Consider the following 23242-nt stretch of genomic DNA (forward strand, 5'->3'; position numbering starts at 1 on the left):
CTACGCCTCCTTTACTTCATGTACACCTTGACCAACGCCGCACACATAGAACTCGGGTTTGAGCCCCGTTCTGACTTCATAGTGGTGTGTGACTTCCTCGATTACCTTCTCGACATGATCCTCATGTACCAATGCCACGGTACAACCGCCGAAACCGGCACCGGTCATCCGTGCTCCCAGAGTACCTTCCTGAAGCTGGAATTCTTCCACCATCGCGTCCAGTTCATCTCCGGTTACTTCATACAAATAGCGCAAAGAATCATGAGACTGATTCATATATTGTCCGAATGCCTCAAGATCGTTGTTCTTCAGTGATTCAACCGAATCAAGCACCCGCTGATTTTCTTCCACCACATGCTTGGCACGGCGTCTTACGGTTTCGTCGAGAATGCTGTCCTGCAGGGTAACGAACTGGTCAGGATTCAGCTGAGCCAAGTATTGAAGGGATGGAACTTTCTTTTGCAAAATTTCCAGCGCTTGATCGCACTCGCCACGGCGTTCATTATACTTAGAGTCCACCAAACCTCTTCGTTTGTTCGTATTGGCAATCACAATTTTGTAGGCCCCTGTCTCAAAAGGCACCAATTCATATTCCAACGTATCGCACATCAGCAAGATAGCGTGGTCTTTACGTCCATTAGCCACCGCAAACTGGTCCATGATTCCCGAATTGACGCCAACAAACAGATTTTCCGCTTTCTGAGACAACTTCGCAATTTCGACGGTGTCTGTCTCGCAGCCTGCCATCGACAACAGAGCATAAGCGGTTACAACCTCAATAGAAGCCGAAGAGGAAAGTCCTGCTCCGTTTGGAATATCACCGTGATACAGCAGGTCATAACCTTTGGTCAGTTTATAACCGAGTTTATCCAGTTCATGAATGACGCCTACCGGATAGTCGGTCCACTGGCCGCTTTTCCCGCCAAAAGCATCTTTCATGGAGAGAGTTGCTTCGTAAGACATATTCGTGGAAGCCAATGAAATCTGCTGATCGTCACGATCCCGGATAATCAGCGTTGTCCCGAATTCGAGAGCTGCTGGAAGCACATACCCTCCGTTATAATCCAGATGCTCGCCAATCAGGTTTACGCGTCCCGGTGCATTAAACACCCGAAGCGGATGATTGCCCTCACCGTATTTTTCTAAAAACATCTTTATTAGCTGTTGTGTATTCATCCGTTAATCACTCCATCCTGTACGTATGGTAGTTCCGATATCCCTAGTATAAAAGATTATGGTAAAGAGAGTAATGCAGTCTTGTGTGATACATATGGATAAATGTGACCTTGCGTTGTAAACTACAAGTAGCTGTGACCGTTTTCTCATAACGTTTATCCAATGAAAAAAGGAAGGTCCCTCCATGAAGAGAAAGGAAAGTTATTCCGTATCGTCCAATCCGGTTCAAGCGGAGTTTGGCAAGCTGAATGTGCTTTTTGCTGGGGAAAGCCAGACGAAGCCCGAGCATGCCTTAGGCCCGAAAATCTATGACTACTACTTACTGCACGCCATTGTATCCGGACGCGGAACATTCCGCACGGAAACCGATGTTTATGAGCTTGGACCCGGTGACTGTTTTCTTATCCACCCCGGTCAGCTCGTCAGTTATGTGTCATGTCACTCTGATCCATGGAAATACCGATGGGTCGCTTTCACTGGAGAAACAGGTCATTCTCTGGTGGAGTCTGCCGGTTTCCTCCCAAGTTGCCCAGTCCTGAACACGATCAATGAAAGCGAAAACAGCAAAGTTCCAGAATATATTCACCAAATCCAAGAACGTTTCCATATGAAACAAGAAAGCGCGCAAACAGCCGCGGTCGGCTTCCTGCACCTCATTTGGGCTGAGATCATGAACACCGCCACTCAACCTTCCCGGCTAACGGTGGTAGAGCCGCAGGTGCAACGAACGGTCAAGCAGATGGTTAACTATATGACTTCCCAGTATGCACATCCTGTCTCTATCGAGCAGATGTGCGCAAGTCTCGGATATAACCGCGCATACCTGTCCCGAATTTTCAAAAAAGAAACAGGCATATCACCTGTGACATACCTGTTAAAATTAAGGATCGATCAAGCCAAACGGCTGCTTCGCGAGCGCCCTGAGCTCTCAGTCGAGCAGATTTCCGCCTCGGTCGGCCTAACCGATCCGCTATATTTCTCAAGGCAGTTCAAGCGATTCTGCGGAACGTCCCCCACCAGTTACCGTAAAGAGATGACCGGTATCTAAAATAACTCCATGACAGACAAAACACCCGCTTTTCTCGAAGTAGAAATGCGGGATGTAAAGTTTCGGATAATGCTGAAATTATCCTTCATTTTCCGTTTTCCGATGAATTTCTTCATTGATGCGGCTAACTATATACTATTGCGAAGCAAGTCATTGATCTGTGTCATGACCTGACCGATACGATCTGCGATGAGCAGGCCGGCTCGATGGTCGTAAGGGGTTGGGTCTGCATTGAGCAGAGCTGTCTTACTTCCGTGAAAATAAGTCACAAGCTCTGCAGCCGGATGTACCGTGAGCGATGTACCGCCGATAATAAGTAAATCCGCCGTGGATATTTCCTGAATGGAGCGCATCAGAATTTTCTGGTCCAGTTCTTCTTCATATAATACAACATCCGGCTTGATCACACCGCCGCAATCTGAACAAAGCGGAACCGTTTCCTGAATGCCCATAACATCTTCCAATGAGTAGAATCGTGAGCAGTTCATACAGAAATTTCGGTGAATGGAGCCGTGCAGCTCGAGCACTTCCGTGCTTCCGGATGTCTGATGCAAACCGTCAATATTTTGTGTAATGACGGCCTTAAGCTTACCTTCCTGCTCAAGTCTAGCCAGCAGCTTGTGGCAGCCGTTGGGCTTCGCATCAGGATGCAGCATTTTACTGCGGTAAAAGTCAAAAAACACCTCGGGATGATTCATAAAAAACGTATGGCTGAGCATTTCCTCCGGAGGATACGGAGAGTGGTGCTCTGTTTGATACAGCCCTGCGGCTGACCTAAAATCCGGAATTCCACTTTCTGTCGATGTTCCTGCTCCCCCAAAAAAGACGATATAATCACTTGCTTCTATCCAAGTCGCCAACCTTTCGATCTTTTCCCTGTTCTCCAATCCATACACCTCCGTACAGCGCCATAAAATAACGAATCTAATAAACTACCTTTATTTCATTATAATCGGAGATGACGACCTCGGCATCTATGAGATGATTGCCTTCGGCCTCTCCTTGATAAAGCCCGATAGCCAGTGCAGCACCAGCTTGCCTTGCCATCTGCATGTCTCCGTTACTGTCTCCAATAATAACGGCTTCACCTGGCTCTAATCCAAGCATTCTACATGCCTTTTCTGCCATTTCAGGGTGTGGTTTACCATTCTCAACCTGATCCCGGCCGATTACCACTGAGAAATAAGAGCGGATTCCCATCCATTCCAAATGCTCCAGTGCCGCTGCGGTCGTATCCGAAGTAACCACTGCCATTTCTAAGGAAGCGTTCCTGCACGACTGCAAAAATGTCTCCAATCCCGGCATAGGAAACGCCGGTTTATGCTGGCGTATTTGGTACATCGCATTTTTCGTAATCTGGTTTACTTGCATGATGGCTTCATTCCAAGGCATTCCCGCAGCGTACAGCTGCCAAGCCAGAATGCCGATCGTTTCCTCTACAGTTCCCATCGCAAGCGGCCCTTGAACATCGTAATCCGATATAGCGCCTCCGGAAACATGTGTCGTTCCGAGCACCTTCTCTTTAGATACGGTAAAACCGGCTCCCATAAGCTCCAGACGTTCTTCCATGAACCTTAGAACATAATCAGCCCAGCCTCCCCAGAGAGCCATAAAATGAAGCAAAGTACCATCCTTGTCGAACAATACCCCTCGACACGGGGATGAGTGTCCATTCACCTGAATAAGCGGCAAGCAGAATCCCTCCCTTTCATTCGATGATACTCTTTCTATATTGAAATGTCTCCTTTTTCTTCCTTTCTATTACTCCTTTCGAACACGTACTTTACTGCATGTGGATATTCAATGCTTTGACACATTTGAAAACGCTGCAGCGTCATGCCTTGTGATTATTATCACCTATTCAAAACCTTAAACGGAGTAATTTTAAATTGTAGCTTAACGTGACTTATCAAGAAAAACAAGCAATATATAAAGGCCCGGCATAACTCAAAAAGATAGGGCCATGGAGGGAAACCATGAACCGCACCATTGAACAGAAAGGTGAAACCTTCTTTCTCAACCTTCGATTTATTCTTATCGTCACTGTGTTTGTCGGTAATGCCATTGAACCTTTAATTAGCCGGATGGGTAGTCTTCACACATTGTACCTGTGGATTTTTTCATTCCATATGCCTTTGTTTGTTCTCGTTACCGGTTACTTTGCAAAAAGTTCAATGATGGGTAAAACCGGCCAGAAAGTGCTGCTCCAAATCGCTTTACAATATGTTATTTTTCAAAGTTTATATTCTTTACTGGATGCTGTCTTCTTCCATGTGGATGATATACATCGCTCCTTCTTTGCACCTTACCTCCTGCTGTGGTTTCTATTCAGCCATGCATGCTGGCGTTTGTTGCTACTATCCATGGGCAAATTAACGGCAGGGCAGCAGCTTCTCATCGCAGCAGTACTCGGTGTAATTGCTGGATACTTGCCGGTAGATGGTGTTTGGTTGAGTGTCAGCCGTACGTTTGTTTTCTTTCCATTCTTTTTAGTAGGGTATCATTTTTCATTCGAAACATTCGCTCTGCGCTTTAAACCATGGATTAAAGGCATCGCAGCCACGATCTCGCTCCTCCTGCTTTTTGGGTTTAGCGTTTGGGGAAGCAATCTTCCAGCAGGATGGCTTTATGGGAGCATGACCTATGCAGAGCTTGGCCATGACGTGTGGTATGCAGGCTTGTTCCGGATTGCGGTTTACGCTTTACAACTAACTGCTTCCGCCGCATTCCTCGCCTGGGTTCCCATGACAATGGGGCGAATTACCGACCTTGGCCGCCGCACGTTGTATGTGTTCTTGCTGCACGGATTCATTATCCGCCTGATGGACTTCTCCGGTCTTCATGAATCCATCTCGCATTTTGGAGGAGCGATGCTGCTTATCGCTGCTGCTATACTATGCACGGTCCTTCTTGCCCAGCCCGCTTTTAAGCGCTTGTTCCATCCCGTCATTGAACCGTCGGTAGAGGGAATTCTTCGTCTAGAAAATGTAGCAATGCGACGTTTTTTTGTAAGATAACACCATAAATTTTCCAATATTCGATATCAATTAGGGGGTGTCCTAAAAGGTCCGTTGACCTGGGACGCCCCCTTTCTTTCTACTAAAATCGTGTAGAAAAACATAGCTTTTTGTGATAGACTCATTTAAACTGAAATGTTCATTATCGGTACCCGGCTACTTTGCCGGTGAACCGCGATAAAGCACTAGTAAAATCCAATATGGAAGATCTGGGGGGAGACCGACATCATGACAGCAAAAAAAATGCGTTCAGACATGATTAAAAAAGGTTTTGATCGGGCACCGCATCGCAGTCTGCTGCGTGCCGCCGGCGTGAAGGAAGAAGATTTTGGCAAACCGTTTATCGCCGTGTGCAACTCTTATATCGATATTGTTCCAGGCCATGTGCATCTTCAAGAATTCGGTAAGATCGTTAAAGAAGCCATCCGTGAAGCTGGCGGCGTTCCGTTCGAGTTCAATACAATCGGGGTAGACGATGGAATCGCTATGGGACACATCGGCATGCGTTATTCACTGCCGAGCCGCGAAATTATTGCAGATTCCTTGGAAACCGTCGTTTCGGCCCACTGGTTTGACGGTATGGTCTGTATCCCGAACTGTGACAAAATCACGCCAGGCATGCTGATGGGTGCACTGCGTGTTAACATCCCAACCATCGTTGTCAGCGGCGGTCCAATGAAAGCGGGTGTCGACAGCAAAGGACGCAAACTGTCTCTGACTTCTGTATTTGAGGGTGTAGGTGCCCATCAGGTCGGCAAAATTAATGATAGCGAGTTGCTTGAACTGGAACAGTACGGTTGTCCAACATGCGGTTCATGCTCTGGAATGTTCACGGCTAACTCCATGAACTGTCTTGCCGAGGCGCTGGGCCTTGCCCTTCCGGGGAATGGAACAATTCTTGCAGTTGCAGACGAGCGTAGAGAGTTTGTTAGACAATCGGCTCGCCAACTGATGGAGCTTATTAAGCTGGATCTCAAACCGCGTGATATCGTAACCCGTGAAGCCATCGACAATGCATTTGCACTGGACATGGCGATGGGCGGCTCAACCAATACCGTTCTCCACACGCTTGCCCTTGCCCACGAAGCAGGCATTGATTACCCACTGGAACGGATAAACGAAGTGGCAGACCGTGTACCTCATATTTCGAAGCTGGCCCCGGCCTCCGATTATTTCATTGAGGACGTGCATACTGCTGGCGGCGTGAGTGCAGTACTCCATGAACTGCTTAAAAAGCCAGGAGCACTGTTTGGCGACTGCATTACCGTCACAGGCAAAACACTTGCCGAGAATGTGGCAGGATGTGAAATCCAGGATACCAATGTTATTCATCCGATCGACCAACCTTATTCCGAACGTGGAGGCCTTGCTGTCTTGTACGGTAACCTTGCTCCAGAAGGCTCCATCATCAAAGTCGGTGCGGTTGACCCTTCTGTTGGCGGCTACCACAAAGGTCCTGCCATCTGCTTTAACTCTCAGGAGGAAGCACTGGAAGGTATTGCAAACGGCAAAGTGAAGGAAGGCAACGTCGTTGTTATTCGCTACGAAGGTCCTAAAGGCGGACCAGGCATGCCAGAAATGCTTGCACCGACCTCACAGATCGCAGGTATGGGTCTTGGAGCCAAAGTCGGTCTCATTACCGATGGACGCTTCTCTGGAGCTTCCCGCGGCATCAGTATCGGCCATATCTCTCCAGAGGCAGCTGAAGGTGGACCTATCGCTTTCGTTGAAGACGGAGACATTATTGTGCTAGATCTGAACAATCGTGTCATTCAGCTTGAGGTCAGCGACGAAGAAATGGCTGAGCGACGCACCCACTGGAAAGAGTTTGAGCCTAAAGTGAAGACAGGCTACCTTGCCCGTTATTCCAAGCTCGTAACGAACGCAAGCTCCGGCGGCGTCCTGAAAATCTAATAATTACGGGAACTAACATATAAAACCCGCCTCTTGAAAATCAAGGGGCGGGTTTTATTTAGGATGATAGACCTTGTGATGCACTGGCTATGGGTAGATCACTTAATTCATGTTCCTCAGCGCTGTCCTGCTTGGATGAGCGGTACGGACGGCTTCCCTTTTCTGCATAACGGTTAATTAACACATCCACCGGCATCATGAGCAACTTGGGTTCCATCTTTTGACTTCCTTCCTTCAGGCGGGATTGCCCTTTAGGATGAATAACACTCAGCAAAATTTTAAGATATATGCGCGTTGAACTTGCAAACAGCCCCTGCGGCAGATCCTGGACATGAAAACCAAACTGTTCCGGTCCGCGGGAAATCATTGTCACCGCGTATAAACCTTTGATATCCATATACTCCGGCCGTTCCAGCACCATGTTGGCCAGCGCAGGGAGATCCTTCTGCACCGCTCTGATCATTTGAATTGCAAGCTGCATTTCCGAACGGGACCGACTGCCGATATGAAACAACTTCTTGTTGTCAAAGTGAAGCTCTAGCACCTGATCTCCTTTTTCCAGACGGGTGCCGTCCTCCATCGTTACCGTCTTGCCTTGATAGGAAGTAGACCGGAAATGTAGCATGGGATCTTTCGGCGTTACGGTCTCAAGGTGGAACAATAGATGAAATACTTTTTCCCACAATAGCCATAGTGAAACCACCATACGCTTCATGATCGACAGTTGAGCCCTTTGTGATTTCTTCTCGTCATTAATCATCGTATCAATCCGTATACTTTTCAGATTTCTACGTTTCGCTTCATCCAGCACCTGCTCTAACGCAATCAGCATTTGCTCAGGAGCATCTGGATTCGCTCCCATCGTAGTTCCGCAATCATGTAGGAGCATAACTTCCCCAGGCTTCAACTTCCGGAGCATACGCTTCACCAGTTTATTGGATCCGGTCTTGCTGCGCCAATCTCCAAACATGGACGACCATAGTACGATCCGATAGCCACTGTTTTTAACAAAATCAAATAAATTCACAATACCCCACGGCGGTCGATAAAAGGTCGGACGCTCACCCGTAGCACTGTAAATGATGTCATCCGTCCGTTTAAGCTGCATCCGTACTGTTTTGGGCCGCATTAGCCAATTGCTCTTGTGAATATAGTTGTGAATTCCAATCAGATGGCCTTCTTCATGAATTTGTTTTACCACATCCAGATGCTTCTCCGCATGGGAACCAACCAGAAAAAAGGTCGCTTTCATATCATAACGCTTCAAAAGCTCGAGCAACTGAGGTGTATACACGGGATCCGGCCCATCATCAAATGTCAGAGCAAACTCATGCTGTCCCGTACCCTTGCGAAATACTCGAAAACCAAAAGTCCGGGTAATAAGCCCGGGAATAAAGGCATAAAAAGATGAAATATAAAACAACCAAAGCAGTAATGTCTGCATGCCAACTCCCCGCTTCTCTTTTCTTTTTACTTTGGCAATACACTATTTCTTATTTTATCATAGCATATAAAGAAATAGGCGTTTTTTTCACAAATCGTGTACAATGGAATCAATTATTAAAGTATAAAGGAGCCGATAATTTATATGCTTCCCCTCTACAAAAAATATTGGAGGACCTTCTTCGATATAGCGATGATCGTGCTGACGGTGTACCTTATTATGTACGTGTTCAGCAAGCTATACCAGATTGCCGCTCCAATCTTTCTATCCTTCCTGATATTTTTGCTCATTGAGCCGATGGCCCGGTTCCTGCATCGTCGTGGTTTGCCCAAGGCATTTGCAGCAGCGATTGCCGTACTTCTGTTTCTCCTTATTATATTGGGCATTCTGTTCGGCGCAGGAGCAATTATCGTTTCGCAAGTAATGAATTTGCAGGATAATCTTCCACTTCATACCCGAACTCTTCAAGAGCACTTCTCATCTCTAATGATTTATTTACAAAACAAGTTGGATGCTCTTCCACCAGACATGGTGACGCGAATGAATGGATACTTCAAAGATATTACCAACTTTGCTCAAAATGCAGCAGAATCATTTCTCCGTTATATCGTCGGATTTATGGGTTCTTTCACTACCTTTATTGCCAACTTCGGTGTTGCGATTATCCTCGCCTTTTTCCTTAGTTCCGAGATTGGCATCTGGCGTAAGGTTGCAAAAGAAAAGACACCAAAGACTATTAAAACAGCTTTTCGCTTTTTGAAGGATAATGTATTTTCAGCCATTGGAGCTTATTTAAAGGCACAATTAAAGCTGATTTCGATCACATTTGTTTTCGTATACATAGGCTTGCTTATCCTTGGTACCGGCAACGCATTTTCACTAGCGCTTATGAGTGCAATTTTTGATATACTTCCACTGTTAGGCGTGCCGGTTATTTTCATTCCGTGGATTATTTATCTCTTTATTGTCGGTAATGTGGGCCTTGCCGTTGGTTTGACTATCCTTTTGGCTATTGTGATGATAACCCGCCAGCTGCTTGAACCAAAAATAACCGGTCAATCCCTCGGTGTATCTTCAGCGTTTCTGATGCTGTCGTTCATGATTATTTCGATCTCGATTTTCGGAGTGGCGGGTCTGATTCTTTCACCAGTCCTGATGATTCTGCTCAAAGAGTTGCTGCAACAAGGTTATCTTCAACAATGGATTACACTGCCAAAAGAAGAATTCGATGTGTCACCGTTTGAGATGAAAAATCCGCAGGCTGCTCATTCTTCAGAAGTCTCAAAAGAAGACAATAATTCCATGACTTGACCAAACAGCTTCGTCGCTTGATGCTTGCTGTTCGGATTCATATTCTCCACCAGCACTGCTACCGCATAACGCGGATGTTTCACAGGGCCGTATCCCACGAACCATTGGTTGTTCCGGGGACGGCCCTTTACTATGGTCTCAGCCGTGCCGGACTTGCCCCCTAGCTGCCAAGTCGAATGTTTAAGCGAGTGTCCCGTTCCATTTCGAACAACGTCTTCCATCCAAGTCAGAAGTGTTCGGGCGGTTTCCCGGGAAATAGTTCCTTCAACGGAAGACCGCTTCATAGGCTCCAAGGTTTGAAGATGCTGACCGTTCGCGTATGATATATGATGGACAATCCGAGGCGAAATCACGTCCCCATCATTCAGTAGCGTTACGACCAGATTAGCAGCCTGCAGCGGGGTAACCAATGTATCCCTTTGCCCAATCGCTGTCTGTACACGAGCACCAGAATTCCCAGGATCTGTAGAGGCTGCAAAAACAGTCCCACTCTCCTCGTGGTCTAGCGGCTTCAGTAGAGGAATGCCCAATACACTCTGTGCTTGCCAGCCTACAGTCCGGCCTAATCCAAGCTGTAATGCCGTATTCTGTATTTGTCCTGAGGTCAGGCGTTCAGCCAATTCGGCAAATACGACATTACAAGATTCCGCAAACCCCTGACGAAGGTTGAGGGTTCCGTGCCCTCCCGCTTTCCAGCAGGATAAGCCGTATTTTCCAAATTCACCATTACAGTGAAACGTTTCTTTACTCGAGGTTAATCCGGAATCCAGTGCAGCTGCAGCCGTAACAATTTTGAAGATCGACCCGGGCACCGCTCCCTTTAACGCTTTGTTCTCCCACTCTCCCTGCTCAGGATGTATCTGTTCCGGATTATAAAAAGGCCTGGAGACCATCGCCAGAACATCGCTATTTCGGACATCCAGTACAACCACAGCTCCTTCCTTCATACCTGCCTGTTCTGTCAGCTGCTCAATGCCCTTCTGAAGCTTGGCATCAACCGTTGTCGTAACCCGTAGCGGATAATAGGGGTTATCTCCCGCTTTCACCATTGGCTTCATCTCTTGTATGATTTGATTCCGACCATCTACGGGGAAATAAACAACTGTAGGTCCTGTTCCCTGAAGAAGAGCATCCAGCGTCCTTTCCAGCCCGCTTGTTCCCTTTACCCCTTCATAATCGCGGAAAAATAAGTTCTCTTTACGCTGACCTGATATAAAGCCTAACCACTGCATCCCTGTCTCCCTATCTCCATACCTCTGTTCATACGGTAGTACCCGAATAGTAGATAATTTCAATTCCTTAATGGCTTCAATCTGAGATGAATTCAGAGCAAGAGGAATGTAAGTCCCTTGAGCATGCCATAGTATTGGCTCTTTCAAGTCGAACCATACTTCTCTTAAATGTTTATCTTCTGTATTCAGTATATGAGCCAGCTTCAGCAATGAATCATCAGATATATCATTATTTTCATTCTTGATAGGAAAAAGGACGGCAGACCAGATCAGCTTACCGGTCAACGGCAGACCGTTCCGGTCGGTAAAATGTCCCCGCCCGGTATCCAGCACTATGCCCCGCTCACGCTGAAGCATTGATGTTTCAAGCAGAGTATGCCGACTGCCAGGATGCTTTTGATTTTTCATGACGAATTGTACCCATGCCAGCCGACAAACCAGTAGAACCATCAGCACTGCTAGTGTTAACCATCCATAAAATATACGTTTTTGCCGGTTAACTCGCATGTTTATCCCTCCTGACGATCCTTTTTATATCATCATTCCCCCTCTACCATTATCACAATCGTTTGCAGCGGCACCTAAACAAAAAAACTTGGATCTCCCATGAGAGATCCAAGTTCTTGTCATAATTACAGTGTAAATCGGGAGAGTGTAGCTTTCAGTTCGTTTGATACATTCTCAAGTTTGCCAGACAGATTTACGAGCTGATTGCTCACACTCTGCTGCTCATTGCTCAAGGATGCAACCTCTTCGGAAGTTGCTGATGATTCTTCAGCAACGGCGCTTACGTTGCCCATCGCTTCAGAGAGTACGATTTGTGACTGATTGAGGCCTTCAATGGAATCTGTAACAGAATCGAGTCGTTCGATGAACTCACCCATCTGCTGCTGAACGGAGACGAATATATCATTCGTTTCCTTAACCGAATCCATTTGAGCCTTAAACAACGGATTAGCATCCAAAAGAGCTTGTACCGTTTCGTTCATTTCTGTCATGATACGGTCCGTGATCTGGCTGACCATATCAATCGATTGCCGGGATTGATCCGCAAGCTGCCGGATTTCATCCGCTACAACCATGAATCCACGGCCGGCAGCGCCTGCGCGTGCAGCTTCAATCGTAGCATTCAGTGATAAAATATTCGTCTGCTTCGTAATGTTCTGCAGTACATCCAGCACTTTTACAACAGAAGAAGTCGTTTCCTTCAATCCATCAACCTTGCGCATCATGGTACGGGTCATATCTTCTGTCTGGTGTGTTTTTTCCAGCAAATCACTCAGATGTTTTGTACCCAGTTCACTTGAGCTTTCAACATGACGGGCGGATTTGCCCATCTCGTCATTCGCCGAGACAACGATTCCCATCTGTCTTGAGATGTTGCCTGTAAGGTCGCTTCCGCGTTCAGCTTCTACAGCTAAGCTACTTGCTCCATTAGCGATCTCCTCAGTAGCCACTGCAATTTCCTTCGCGGACAGGGCGGTCTTCTTGGAAGCATCAGTCAGTTCTGTTGCTGTATTCAGCACGTCCTGAGCTGTATTGTTGGTCTGCTGAACAAGTTGTGTAATTTGCTCCATCATATCATTAAAGCTAGCAGAAAGCTGACCGATCTCATCATTCGAACGATGATTCGTACGAACGTTTAGATTACCCTTGGCGCCTTCTTTCATAAGCAGGTTAAGCTTACCGAGCGGACGCGCAATCATTCGAACCATCCATACCCCAATCAATATGGCTATAAGAGCATCAGCTAGCGCCGCCCACATCGTAATCGTCAGGATACCTGCTGCATCTTTCGTAAGCTCTTCGGTCTGAATCGTACCGACGAGTCTCCAATCATTGACTTCCAGTGTATTGTATACCGCCAATACGTCGTTAGCATTAACATCATGAGCATTAAGACTCCCGCTCTTCTTGTCCTCAGGCTCATTCTTCATAAATGTCATAAGGGACTCCGTACCGCTCAGTTTTTCATCGTTAGCCGATACGATCATGCCATCACTTGAAACGAGCTGCAACTGTCCTTCTGTACCGAGATTAATGTTTTGCAGATGCTCATTGATAACCGATTCCGCAAGCTCAATTACAAAAATATACGAGTCATTCAGATTGTTCATTGAACCTAAAGAACGGGCAATAGTGAAATATGGGGCCCCCTCGTCTATTCTGGTTGGCAACCAAAGAGTCTTTGTACCCTTTTCAAGTTCTGCGACCCATTGCTCTTTAAGTATACCGTCTATATCCTTCCTCGTACCTCCTGCAGCGATGACGGAGTTCTTCTTAGGCGGAATAATATAAATCGCCTTTATGTATCCATCGGAAGTAATCTGGTTGGTTAATTTGTCACGGATATCTTTCTGGGTAGAGAACATATCATAGTCACTTAATTTATTTGAATTATAAGACGTCAAAAGCTTTTGCAGCTCTTTATCATAAAAAATTTGTCTTCCTAGATTCTCATACTTCTCCAGAATAATGTTTATTTTTTCTGAAGTCTGAATAATGGTCTGCTGGTTGGAATTAGCTGCATTTTTTTCAATCGTATCCTTAGCTTTCATGTACGACAATAAGCCGAGGACTACAACAAACATAACAATTGCGATAAAGAAAATCAAAAATAAACGTATGCCGACCGAGTTAGCAGGATTAACCCGCATCTGCTTGACAGTACGAATCAATCCAGCCAACTTAGATCCTCCTGAACGATCCCCCTTCGATCCGGAAGTAACAGTTTTATTGTTCTTCTGCTCTTTCACCTTCTTCTCTTTTTTTGGCTTTCTATCTTGCTGTTCAACTTCTCCCATTTGCTGTTCACCACCGCTATCAATTTTAGAATATGAGGCAAAAATAATACACTACTTCTTATTTCGACAGTTGTGGAGCATTTCCTTTGGCTTTTCACACAAAAATAATTCAAACGTCCTAGTTTTATTGTCACAAAAAAGAGAATCCGACACCTGACGAGGTACCGGATTCCTGTTAATGTGAGATATTTATACCTATTTCATAAATTGACTAAGTGATCATTTACGTTTACGCATCATATCAAAACCCTTTACCGGATGATCCACTTTCATTCGTACCAACTGTAAAGGATGGCGTGCTGCATCCAACTCATTACCCTCTTCGTCGGTTAACGTACCGACAACCTGTTTAAAGAAGGTTCCTTCTGGACCAAAGAACTCTATTTCTTGGCCTGGTTTAAAATGATTCCGCTGCTGAATCAGTGCTGTGCCGTTCACTGAATCATAATCCATGACAAGTCCTGCAAAATCATAAGGCGCCGCTTTCTCTTCCGGTTCATAGATATGATCCTCATGATCCGGAGTATCATAGAAAAAGCCGGTATTTAGCGGACGATTGGCCGCTTTATTAAGCTCCTCTATCCATTCGGGTTTCAACTCATAATTGTCTGGATCAGCCATATACGAATCAATAGCCTGTCGATAAACATTAACAACCGTTGCTACATAATGAATCGACTTCATGCGTCCTTCAATCTTGAAGCTGTCAATCCCTACTTCGATCAAGTCGGGAATGTGCCCCAGCATACACAGATCCTTGGACCCCATCGTAAACGCATTATCCTCCGATTGGAACAGCGGGATCTGTGTTACGCCCGGTTTGAAAGAGGGAGGTGCAGGAACTGTCTGATCTAACGCTGCCTGCTCTTCAGATACCCAATCCTCACGGCCATCCTCAAACAAGTCATATTTCCAACGGCACGACTGACAACAGCCTCCCCGATTGGAGTCCCGGTCCGTAAAGTGGTTGGATAGAACACAGCGTCCGGAGAAAGACGAGCACATCGCTCCATGAATGAAAGCCTCGATTTCAATATCCACATGATTTTTAATCTCGGCTATTTCCTCCAGACTCGTTTCTCGGCCAAGAACTACACGTGGAAGTCCTTCTTCCTTCCAGAACTTCACCGCTTGCCAATTCAGTGTCGACTGCTGTGTACTCAGGTGAACTTCGATCTCCGGCACAGTCCGTTGGGCAACCTCAATGATAGCAGGATCCGCCACGATAATAGCAGCAATTCCAGCCTCATGCAGGCTGCGTAAATACGCCTCGATTCCTTCGATATCTTCATTATGGACATAAATGTTGGTCGCAACGAACACCTTTGCACCATACTTTTTAGCGAATTCAACGCCTTCTTTCATTTCTTCAAAACTGAAGTTATCGGCATTTGAACGCAGGCCATATTTCTGTCCGCCGATATAAACTGCATCAGCGCCGTAGTGGACTGCAAATTTTAATTTTTCCAGATTACCTGCCGGTGCGAGCAGCTCCGGCTTGTCCAAACGATAACGCTTGCCCTTGTAAGTTGGCTGAACCATAGCTGCCATCTTTTGTTCACTCCTTGTTTTTACAGACTGAACTAAAGAAGTTCATTCTATTTAACTGAAATCTTATTAATAAACTTGTTCCTTGTAAAAGAATCCAAAAGAAAGCTCCCGTTCGGGATCTTGAAGTGTCCTGATCTCGTCCATCCATTCCTCGTGAAAAGCATACGAACCTGGGGCAGCCTCATACAGATCAATGGCTTTACGGTATGCACGAAGTACTGCTTCGTTATAGTGGCGCGGTTTGAGCAATGTTTCTACTTTAAAGCTGTCCATACCAGCTTTCATCAGCATATGAAGATCTTCCAAGATACAAATATCATTCGAGCTCATAATATGTGTTCCGTTCATATCCTCATAAATCGGAAATTTCTCATCGGCACGCTCTGCTTCAATAAGAAACAATCCGCGTTCCTTGCCCATACTACCTTCCGTTACCGGCCGCCCTTGATGGGACATGTAGCTGTTGACCAACCGACGCTTGGAATGGTAGATGTTTGTCATTCCGTGAACCTGGACTTGAGCTTCAATCTCTAGATTCGGCTTCATTTCCGTAATTTCATCCATGTTTAATTCTCGGGCCAAGATAACGCGGGCTGCCCCTCTACGTCCCCAATAGTTCGAGGTCGAATAGTTGGTTGATGTCATTTCAGCATTCCAATGAAGCTTTACGCCAGGAGCAAAGGAATTGACTGCCAATAATACAGAAGGATCATTAAATTCTACCGCATCCACCCCGATCTTACCCAGAGCCTTAACATATTCTGAAAGCTCCTGAAGCAGATCATTGGTCATTAAGTTGTTCAGACTCACATAGATTTTACCGCTGACGGCGTGTACCATCTCAGCAGCTTTATGAATTTCATCCAGTGTCATACTTCCCGGCAATCTCATACCAAAGCGGTCATCTCCAACCAATACGGCATCCGCTCCGGCTTGCAGATAAGCTTCCACATCCTCCAGAGTTCCCGCGGCTGCCAGAAGCTCAGGTTTAATACCCATTGCAATTTCCCCCTAATGCTATTGTGCCATTTTCTTGCTCTTCTCGATGTTATTCAAATGTTCCTTGTAGGTTTTGGCAAACAGATGTTCCTGTGTGCCATCCTTTTTGGTCACATAAAATAAATAATCCGACTTCTCCGGTTTAAGCGCGGCCTCAATCGAATCCAGGCTCGGATTTGAGATAGGTCCCGGCGGAAGTCCTTTATTTCGGTAAGTGTTATAAGGGCTGTCTACTTCCAGATCCTTATACAGCAGTCGCTCCTTAGGCTTATCTAAGAGATATTGCACAGTTGCGTCAATCTCAAGCTTCATATCCTGCTCAAGACGGTTATATATAACACCTGCCACCAATGCACGTTCCTTCTCCGCTACGACCTCACGTTCTACCAAGGAGGCGACCGTGAGCAGCTCATGAACCGTCAGCCCCCGCTGCTTCAACAGCTCTTGCCAGTCAGGTATTTCATCTAGTCTCTTCTCCAACTGGCTAAGCATTACTTGGAGAATCTCTTGCTCTGTACTGTCTTTAGGCAGCTCATAGGTTGCCGGAAACAAATATCCCTCCAAATGATGTCTCAATTCCTCATCTTTTGGAATTTCATTTACGATAGTCCCATCCCAACCCGAAGTCTGATCAGCCAGCTTTACAAATTCCTTCGCGTCCAAACCACTCTGGCTGGAAATGGTCTCCGCCATCTGAAGCACCGTGTAACCTTCCGGAATCGTAAAGCGCATCATCTCCTCAGGCTTCACCTCTCCGTTATTTAGCATCGATATCAGCTGATCATAGGTTGCCCCAGGTTTTGTCTCATATATACCGGCCATAAACCGACTGCCTTCATCTTTCAGCTTCAAGTAACCTTTAAAAAGAAGGGCGTTTTTAATAAGCCCTTCTTCCTCCAGCAGTTCAGCGATTCGAACTGTGCTCATACCAGATTCAATCGTAAACTCGACGGGTGTATCAGAGCTTGCGACCGGCTTCATGCCGTTCCAAGCGTAAAACAATGCCCCGCCGGCAATGATGATCAACACCAATGCCGTTACGGCCAGTTTTTTCATGTGTTCATCTCCTTCACAACCAAAAAGGGCGGACTGGTCCGCCCTTTCCAGAACTTCATTTGAAATTAATACTTCCTGAGGAAGAAGCAGAAATCCGAATCAATCTTCGTCTTCTTCCGGGAATGTAAGTTCATCATACAGCTCGGAGACATTCTCCCATTCATCATCATCATCAATGGTGGCAAGCTCCAGACTTCCGTCTTGTGCCGTAACAATACGAAGCACTTCATACTCCTCATGCTGACGGTCTGGCTGTACCAAAATGGCATATCCTTGACCATTTACTTCGAATTCAGCGGCAACATCATATACGGTTGTGCTCCCCTTCTCATCTTGAAGTTCAACACTTTCACCGAATGCTTCCTTCAACGCTTGGGTCCATACCACTTGTTCAGCAGAAAAATCAGTCATTTCCATTGCTCCCGTCAAGCTCTTCTACGAGCGTGTTAAACGTTTCTTCAACAATGCTCCATTCCTCGTCATCCTCAATCATATACAATTTCAGGTCGTCACCGTCTTCCTCGTAACGGAAAGCGTAAACCTCATCGGTCTCATCATCTTCCGTTTCCATGGGAACCACCATCATATATTTCGCATCGGAGCCGTCAACCTCAAATTTCATGATGACTTCGAATTCCTCTTCATTGCCTTCATCATCAGGGATATAAATAATTTCCGGTTCCTCTTCCATTCCAATATGCTCATTCGTCATCTGTTATCACCCTCACCTTTACCTTTTAGAATCCAAGTAGTTTTGCAAAATCAAGCTTGCAGCCATCTTATCTACGACCTGCTTGCGCTTCTTTCGGCTGACATCGGCTTCCAACAGGGTCCGTTCAGCGGATACTGTAGAAAGCCGTTCATCCCAAAGGTGAACGGGTAAGCACAGGGACTCTCGCAGTACTTCTGCGAATTCCATGCAGATTTCTCCTCGGGAACCGATCGTGCCGTTCATATTTTTGGGCAGACCGACCACAATCTCAGCGACCTCATGTTCTTTCACAAGGGCAGTGATCCGTTCCAATTCAATGCCCTCCCGGCGACGTTCAATAACTTCCAGCCCTTGAGCTGTCCAACCGAACACATCGCTGAGAGCCACACCAATTCGACGGTCCCCGTAATCCAATCCCATGATCTTCATCCTTGCACTCCTAACGGTGACTGGCTAGGTAGAACCGGACCAGTTCTTCAATCAATTCATCTCGTTCTTTCTTCCGGATCAAACTTCTCGCATTGTTGTGCCGAGGTATATAAGCGGGATCCCCGGACAACAGATAGCCGACGATTTGATTGATCGGGTTATATTCCTTTTCAACCAATGAGTCGTATACCGATAAAATAATGTCCCGGGCGGAAGCCTCCTTCTCATCACCTTTTACATTGAACTTAACAGTCTTATCCATGGAGTCCATGTGTGACACCTCGCTTCTTCGAAGAACATGTTAAACCATGCTTCGTCGAATAAATATTTACCAGCTTGATCTATTTCTATCATAACATATTCCTCAACCTGTAAGGAAACCTGATTCCAAATAATTAAAGGCAAAAACGTTAAACTTACACGCTTTGGGAAACTAGCTCTTCAGCACGCTTAAGTGCCTCCTTGATTTTGGAGGCATCCTTACCGCCTGCCTGGGCCATATCCGGACGACCTCCACCGCCTCCGCCGCAGACGGACGCTACTTCTTTAACAAGTTTTCCGGCATGCAGCCCTTTTTTCACAAGGTCTTGAGGTACAGCTACCACAAAATTCACTTTATCTCCGGACGCAGCGCCAAGTACGATAACAGCTTCAGGCAGCTTTCCTTTAAGTTCATCAGCAACCGTACGAAGAGCGTCCATGCTGCCAACCTGCACTTCAGCAGCCAAAAGCTGTGTATTACCTGCCGTTACGACACGCTCTGTAAGCTGACCGGCTTCGATTGCACTCAGCTTGCCTTGAAGGGATTCATTCTCACGGCCGAGATCCTTTACCTGTTGGTTCAGTGCTTCGATCCGTTTAGGTACATCGTTCAGATTGCTCTTGAGCAGGCCTGCGGAGTGTCTAAGCAAATCAAGTTGGCCTTCCATAAACTCATAGGCAAAACGGCCTGTCACAGCCTCAATCCGGCGTACCCCGGACCCAATGCCGCTCTCGCCGAGCAATTTAAAAATACCGATCTGAGAAGTGTTGTCCACATGGCAGCCGCCACAAAGCTCAAGACTGTAATCTCCGACCTGAACGACCCGTACAACGTCTCCATATTTTTCACCAAAAAGCGCCATAGCGCCCATAGCTTTTGCTTCATCAATCGATTTGTTTTCAATGACAACGGCTGTCCCTTTCCAAATCTGCTCGTTTACACGCTTCTCGATCCGGGATAGCTCCTCCGGTGTAATGCTTCCGAAATGAGAGAAGTCAAACCGCAGACGCTGAGGCTCAACAAGAGAGCCTGCCTGATTCACATGCTCGCCAAGCACTTCTTTCAGTGCCTTATGGAGAAGGTGCGTAGCCGTATGGTTCTTGATAATATCAAGACGTTTCTCACGGTCTACTTCAGCTTTTACGATTTCGTCCACTTTTAATTCACCGGATTCCACCGTTACAAGATGAACATGCTGTCCATGCGGCGCTTTGAACAGACCTTCAACTCTTGCCTGCACACGGTCACTCTCAAGTACTCCTTGGTCGCTAACCTGGCCGCCACTCTCCGCATAGAAAGGAGTAGAATCCAAAACAATCTGGCCCGACTGGCCCTCTCCAATGTGATCAACAAATCCGCCATCTACAACAATTGCCATGACTTTCGATTGTTGAACGGTGTCATTATATCCAACAAATTCACTTTTAACCGTGTAATTGGAGAGCACTCCGCCCTGTACCTTCATACTTTCCGTTTCATGACGGGCTTCTCGGGCACGTTCCCGCTGTTCTTTCATGGCAGCATCAAAACCGTCACGGTCAACAGTAAGCCCGTGTTCTGATGCATAATCCTCCGTCAGGTCGAATGGGAAGCCGTATGTGTCATACAATTTAAACGCATCGGTACCGCTGATCTCCGTTTTGCCTTGCTCTTTGGCTTGGGAGCTTATATTCGCCAAAATATTCAATCCATCAGACAACGTCTTGTGGAACTGCTCTTCTTCCGTAGCGATTACCTTTTCAATAAACTCGCACTTCTCCAGCACTTCTGGGTAGTACACGCCCATGATGTCGCCAACCGTTTTAGTCAATGTGTACATAAACGGCTTATCAAGACCGATGACCTTTCCATAGCGAACAGCACGGCGGAGCAGACGGCGAATAACATAACCACGCCCCTCATTGGAAGGCATTACACCGTCACCCACTGCGAACGCAACCGTACGAATGTGGTCAGCAATGACTTTCAGGGCAAGGTCATATTCTGGATTCTCATTATATTTAATCCCGGCAAGCGCAGCCGTTTCCTGAATCAAAGGCTGGAACAGGTCGGTATCGAAATTTGACTCCACGTTCTGCAGAATCGATGCAAACCGTTCCAAACCAGCACCAGTATCAATATTTTTGTTCGGCAGCGGCGTATAACTGCCATCTTTGTTATGGTTAAATTGGGAGAACACAAGGTTCCATACTTCAAGATAACGTTCGTTCTCTCCACCTGGGTAAAGTTCTGGATCAGAAAAATCATTTCCGTAAGCTTCGCCGCGGTCATAAAAAATTTCCGTACAAGGTCCGCAAGGGCCCTCACCGATATCCCAAAAATTATCTTCCAGCTTAATGATACGGCTCTCTGGCAGGCCGATTTTCTCATTCCATAGTTTGAAGGCTTCTTCATCTTCAGGATACACGGTCACCGATAGGCGCTCCGGGTCAAAACCGATCCATTTTTTGTCCGTCAGGAACTCCCAAGCCCATGTGATGACTTCTTCCTTAAAGTAGTCCCCGATCGAGAAGTTACCCAGCATTTCAAAAAAAGTTTGGTGACGGCGCGTTTTTCCGATATTTTCAATATCATTGGTACGAATACATTTCTGAGAGTTCGCCAGACGAGGATTGTCCGGCTTCACCCGTCCATCGAAATAAGGTTTAAGTGGTGCCATTCCGGCATTGATCCACAGCAAAGATGGGTCATTATGTGGAACAAGGGATGCACTCGGCTCAATCTTATGTCCTTTTTCTGCAAAGAACTCCAACCATTTGGAGCGGATTTCACTAGCTTTCATTATTATAGCCTCCAGTTTCAATATTGTTCGGTCTTACTGTTAGTACAGTCCGAACACAAAAAAAGCCCCTGAATAAATATCAGGGACGATTGTCTCGCGGTACCACCCTGGTTATCACCTGTTTATGTCAAACACGAAAATGTATCGTCCTTGACTCATCAGGTGATCGCCTTGTATCAGCTTGATAACGGGCGCCACCCGGTGAGTTTGTCTCACACTCGGAAATCAGCTTTTCGGCTCGCGACGCTTTCAGGTTCTCACAGCCACCCGGAAATGTAATTCCGAAGGAACCTGTTCTCTGGGAAAGAAGCACCAGCCTACTTTATTTCCTCATCGATTTCAATTCATATGGACTCTAATATTTTCAAGTATATCGATGCCTAAACTATCTGTCAATGCATGTCAGGGTCAAGTAAATCAGTCACTTTTACGTCTTACGTAATAAGCGAAAAAATGCTGCAGTAATACCTTCATTACCGCGAAAACAGGGACCGCCAGAATGAGTCCTACCGTACCGGCAACCTGACCGCCAACAAGGAGGGCAAAAATGATCAACAGCGGATGTAAATGCAGCTTGCGTCCGACCACCTGAGGAGAAATGACGTTGCTCTCGAGCAGCTGGCAGATCATATTAATCGTCGCGACAAGTAGCACCATTTTCCAAGAAATCGTTGAAGCCATCAAGAGTGCAGGCGCCGCTCCCAGAAATGGACCCAGATAAGGCACAATGTTGAATATGGCAACAATGCTGGCGAACAGAAGCGCGTACGGCATTCCTATTACCATATAACCGATATATGCGAACACCCCAATGATGAGGCAGACCAGAAATTGTCCACGAATATAATTGCCGAGTGCGGTGTCAATTTCCTTAATCAGAGTAACGATAGCTTTCCTCCGGCTGCGGGGCAGATAGGATACCGCCGTCCGCTGGAACACCTCAAAATCTTTTAATATGTAAAAGATCAGGAAAGGAATGATAAACGCATTAAACAGCATGTTGATCGTAGTCCCGATATTGTCCATAAAACCCGATATCCCGTCAGCCAACCGTGTTTCCATATGAAAAAACCAACTGTTCATTCCCGTTCGGATACCAGGAGGCAGCAGCTTGCTGTCCAGATTCGTCATTAAACTTTGGGCATGCATCGTAAACTCAGGCAGATGTTCATTAAGCTCTTCGATCTGTCGGATCAACATCGGAATCATATTGATCAGAATAACGGCTAAACAGGTCAGGAAGACAGCATATATTAGAAGTACAGCGATACTCCTCGGAACCTTGCGATCTGACAGCATGCATACGATAGGATTCAGCACATAAGATATGATCATAGCAACCAGAAACGGGGCCAGCACTGCCTTCAAGAAACGGTAAATATCCAGAAACAACGGCCGCAAGAGCCACACAAAGTAGAGGGCGATAAGTCCGAGCAGCAGCCAGATCAAGAAACGGAACCACTTGTTCGCCGTCAGTTGTTCCACAGGGTAATCTCTCCTTTCGG

General features: G+C 46.3%; 19 protein-coding genes. 4 read left to right on the plus strand and 15 right to left on the minus strand.

The features are described 5' to 3' along the window. Nucleotides 1–1176, minus strand: a complete 1176-nt coding sequence (locus AC2TF5_RS20465; protein WP_491298986.1) for a galactokinase — start codon at nt 1174–1176, stop codon at nt 1–3. A 184-nt stretch (nt 1177–1360) separates the two neighbouring features. Here AC2TF5_RS20465 and AC2TF5_RS20470 point away from each other — a divergent pair, with 184 nt between their 5' ends. Continuing rightward, nucleotides 1361–2224 (plus strand): AraC family transcriptional regulator, encoded by an 864-nt coding sequence (locus AC2TF5_RS20470; RefSeq protein WP_491298987.1) that lies wholly within the window; start codon nt 1361–1363, stop codon nt 2222–2224. A gap of 128 nt (nt 2225–2352) precedes the next feature. On the opposite strand, the gene AC2TF5_RS20475 is transcribed toward AC2TF5_RS20470, so the two are convergent. Together AC2TF5_RS20475 and AC2TF5_RS20480 are read right to left on the minus strand one after the other, a co-directional pair. Then, complete coding sequence (locus tag AC2TF5_RS20475; protein WP_491298988.1) at nt 2353–3111, minus strand: NAD-dependent protein deacylase; 759 nt, start codon at nt 3109–3111, stop codon at nt 2353–2355. Between the two features lie 37 nt (nt 3112–3148). Next, nucleotides 3149–3916 carry an HAD family hydrolase gene (locus tag AC2TF5_RS20480; protein ID WP_491298989.1) on the minus strand — a complete coding sequence of 256 codons (768 nt, stop codon included), beginning with the start codon at nt 3914–3916 and terminating at the stop codon, nt 3149–3151. A gap of 284 nt (nt 3917–4200) precedes the next feature. On the opposite strand from AC2TF5_RS20480, the gene AC2TF5_RS20485 reads away from it, so the two are divergent. Further along, entirely contained in the window at nt 4201–5241 is a 1041-nt protein-coding gene (locus AC2TF5_RS20485; protein WP_491298990.1) for an acyltransferase family protein, read from the plus strand. A 228-nt stretch (nt 5242–5469) separates the two neighbouring features. Beyond that, nucleotides 5470–7155, plus strand: coding sequence for a dihydroxy-acid dehydratase (gene ilvD, locus AC2TF5_RS20490; protein ID WP_491298991.1), 1686 nt, complete (start codon nt 5470–5472; stop codon nt 7153–7155). A 58-nt stretch (nt 7156–7213) separates the two neighbouring features. Here ilvD and AC2TF5_RS20495 read toward each other — a convergent pair whose 3' ends face one another. Next, nucleotides 7214–8599 (minus strand): polysaccharide deacetylase family protein, encoded by a 1386-nt coding sequence (locus tag AC2TF5_RS20495; protein WP_491298992.1) that lies wholly within the window; start codon nt 8597–8599, stop codon nt 7214–7216. 144 nt (nt 8600–8743) lie between these two features. On the opposite strand from AC2TF5_RS20495, the gene ytvI reads away from it, so the two are divergent. Continuing rightward, a complete protein-coding gene (gene ytvI, locus AC2TF5_RS20500) occupies nt 8744–9910 on the plus strand; it encodes a sporulation integral membrane protein YtvI (RefSeq protein WP_491298993.1) in 1167 nt (388 codons plus the stop codon). On the opposite strand, the gene AC2TF5_RS20505 is transcribed toward ytvI, so the two are convergent. From AC2TF5_RS20505 to AC2TF5_RS20555, 11 genes are all read right to left on the minus strand, one after another. After that, entirely contained in the window at nt 9865–11649 is a 1785-nt protein-coding gene (locus AC2TF5_RS20505; RefSeq protein ID WP_491298994.1) for a peptidoglycan D,D-transpeptidase FtsI family protein, read from the minus strand. The two genes, ytvI and AC2TF5_RS20505, sit on opposite strands and share 46 nt — an antisense overlap. A gap of 125 nt (nt 11650–11774) precedes the next feature. Then, on the minus strand, nt 11775–13946 hold the full coding sequence (locus AC2TF5_RS20510) for a methyl-accepting chemotaxis protein (protein WP_491298995.1): 2172 nt from the start codon (nt 13944–13946) through the stop codon (nt 11775–11777). Between the two features lie 219 nt (nt 13947–14165). Further along, the gene (locus tag AC2TF5_RS20515) at nt 14166–15497 is read right to left on the minus strand and encodes a peptidase U32 family protein (RefSeq protein WP_491298996.1); all 1332 of its coding nucleotides are present in this window, start codon (nt 15495–15497) and stop codon (nt 14166–14168) included. 66 nt (nt 15498–15563) lie between these two features. Further along, nucleotides 15564–16496: a peptidase U32 family protein gene (locus AC2TF5_RS20520; protein WP_491298997.1), complete on the minus strand. Its 933-nt coding sequence runs from the start codon at nt 16494–16496 to the stop codon at nt 15564–15566. 18 nt (nt 16497–16514) lie between these two features. Next, the gene (mltG, locus tag AC2TF5_RS20525; RefSeq protein WP_491298998.1) at nt 16515–17552 is read right to left on the minus strand and encodes an endolytic transglycosylase MltG; all 1038 of its coding nucleotides are present in this window, start codon (nt 17550–17552) and stop codon (nt 16515–16517) included. Nucleotides 17553–17651: 99 nt separating this feature from the next. Then, nucleotides 17652–17963, minus strand: a complete 312-nt coding sequence (locus AC2TF5_RS20530; RefSeq protein ID WP_491298999.1) for a DUF1292 domain-containing protein — start codon at nt 17961–17963, stop codon at nt 17652–17654. Continuing rightward, the gene (locus tag AC2TF5_RS20535) at nt 17956–18264 is read right to left on the minus strand and encodes a DUF1292 domain-containing protein (RefSeq protein WP_491299000.1); all 309 of its coding nucleotides are present in this window, start codon (nt 18262–18264) and stop codon (nt 17956–17958) included. The genes AC2TF5_RS20530 and AC2TF5_RS20535 overlap by 8 nt, the downstream gene beginning before the upstream one ends. An 18-nt stretch (nt 18265–18282) precedes the next feature. After that, nucleotides 18283–18693: a Holliday junction resolvase RuvX gene (gene ruvX / locus AC2TF5_RS20540; RefSeq protein ID WP_491299001.1), complete on the minus strand. Its 411-nt coding sequence runs from the start codon at nt 18691–18693 to the stop codon at nt 18283–18285. A 10-nt stretch (nt 18694–18703) separates the two neighbouring features. After that, on the minus strand, nt 18704–18964 hold the full coding sequence (locus AC2TF5_RS20545; RefSeq protein WP_054958106.1) for an IreB family regulatory phosphoprotein: 261 nt from the start codon (nt 18962–18964) through the stop codon (nt 18704–18706). Between the two features lie 145 nt (nt 18965–19109). Beyond that, nucleotides 19110–21737 carry an alanine--tRNA ligase gene (gene alaS / locus AC2TF5_RS20550; protein WP_491299002.1) on the minus strand — a complete coding sequence of 876 codons (2628 nt, stop codon included), beginning with the start codon at nt 21735–21737 and terminating at the stop codon, nt 19110–19112. Between the two features lie 417 nt (nt 21738–22154). Beyond that, on the minus strand, nt 22155–23222 hold the full coding sequence (locus AC2TF5_RS20555; protein ID WP_491299003.1) for an AI-2E family transporter: 1068 nt from the start codon (nt 23220–23222) through the stop codon (nt 22155–22157). Nucleotides 23223–23242: the final 20 nt, after the last annotated feature.

The sequence above is a fragment of the Paenibacillus sp. JNUCC 34 genome (genome assembly GCF_058269055.1).

Bases quoted from the DNA above. Each gene is read 5' to 3' on its own strand.
- AC2TF5_RS20545 (WP_054958106.1), bottom strand. From the start codon at position 18,964: ATGGACTCCATGGATAAGACTGTTAAGTTCAATGTAAAAGGTGATGAG.
- ytvI (WP_491298993.1), top strand. From the start codon at position 8,744: ATGCTTCCCCTCTACAAAAAATATTGGAGGACCTTCTTCGATATAGCG.
- AC2TF5_RS20520 (WP_491298997.1), bottom strand. From the start codon at position 16,496: ATGGGTATTAAACCTGAGCTTCTGGCAGCCGCGGGAACTCTGGAGGAT.
- AC2TF5_RS20465 (WP_491298986.1), bottom strand. From the start codon at position 1,176: ATGAATACACAACAGCTAATAAAGATGTTTTTAGAAAAATACGGTGAG.
- AC2TF5_RS20535 (WP_491299000.1), bottom strand. From the start codon at position 18,264: ATGACGAATGAGCATATTGGAATGGAAGAGGAACCGGAAATTATTTAT.
- ilvD (WP_491298991.1), top strand. From the start codon at position 5,470: ATGACAGCAAAAAAAATGCGTTCAGACATGATTAAAAAAGGTTTTGAT.
- AC2TF5_RS20470 (WP_491298987.1), top strand. From the start codon at position 1,361: ATGAAGAGAAAGGAAAGTTATTCCGTATCGTCCAATCCGGTTCAAGCG.
- AC2TF5_RS20515 (WP_491298996.1), bottom strand. From the start codon at position 15,497: ATGGCAGCTATGGTTCAGCCAACTTACAAGGGCAAGCGTTATCGTTTG.
- AC2TF5_RS20530 (WP_491298999.1), bottom strand. From the start codon at position 17,963: ATGACTGATTTTTCTGCTGAACAAGTGGTATGGACCCAAGCGTTGAAG.
- ruvX (WP_491299001.1), bottom strand. From the start codon at position 18,693: ATGAAGATCATGGGATTGGATTACGGGGACCGTCGAATTGGTGTGGCT.
- AC2TF5_RS20505 (WP_491298994.1), bottom strand. From the start codon at position 11,649: ATGCGAGTTAACCGGCAAAAACGTATATTTTATGGATGGTTAACACTA.
- alaS (WP_491299002.1), bottom strand. From the start codon at position 21,737: ATGAAAGCTAGTGAAATCCGCTCCAAATGGTTGGAGTTCTTTGCAGAA.
- AC2TF5_RS20485 (WP_491298990.1), top strand. From the start codon at position 4,201: ATGAACCGCACCATTGAACAGAAAGGTGAAACCTTCTTTCTCAACCTT.
- AC2TF5_RS20495 (WP_491298992.1), bottom strand. From the start codon at position 8,599: ATGCAGACATTACTGCTTTGGTTGTTTTATATTTCATCTTTTTATGCC.
- mltG (WP_491298998.1), bottom strand. From the start codon at position 17,552: ATGAAAAAACTGGCCGTAACGGCATTGGTGTTGATCATCATTGCCGGC.
- AC2TF5_RS20510 (WP_491298995.1), bottom strand. From the start codon at position 13,946: ATGGGAGAAGTTGAACAGCAAGATAGAAAGCCAAAAAAAGAGAAGAAG.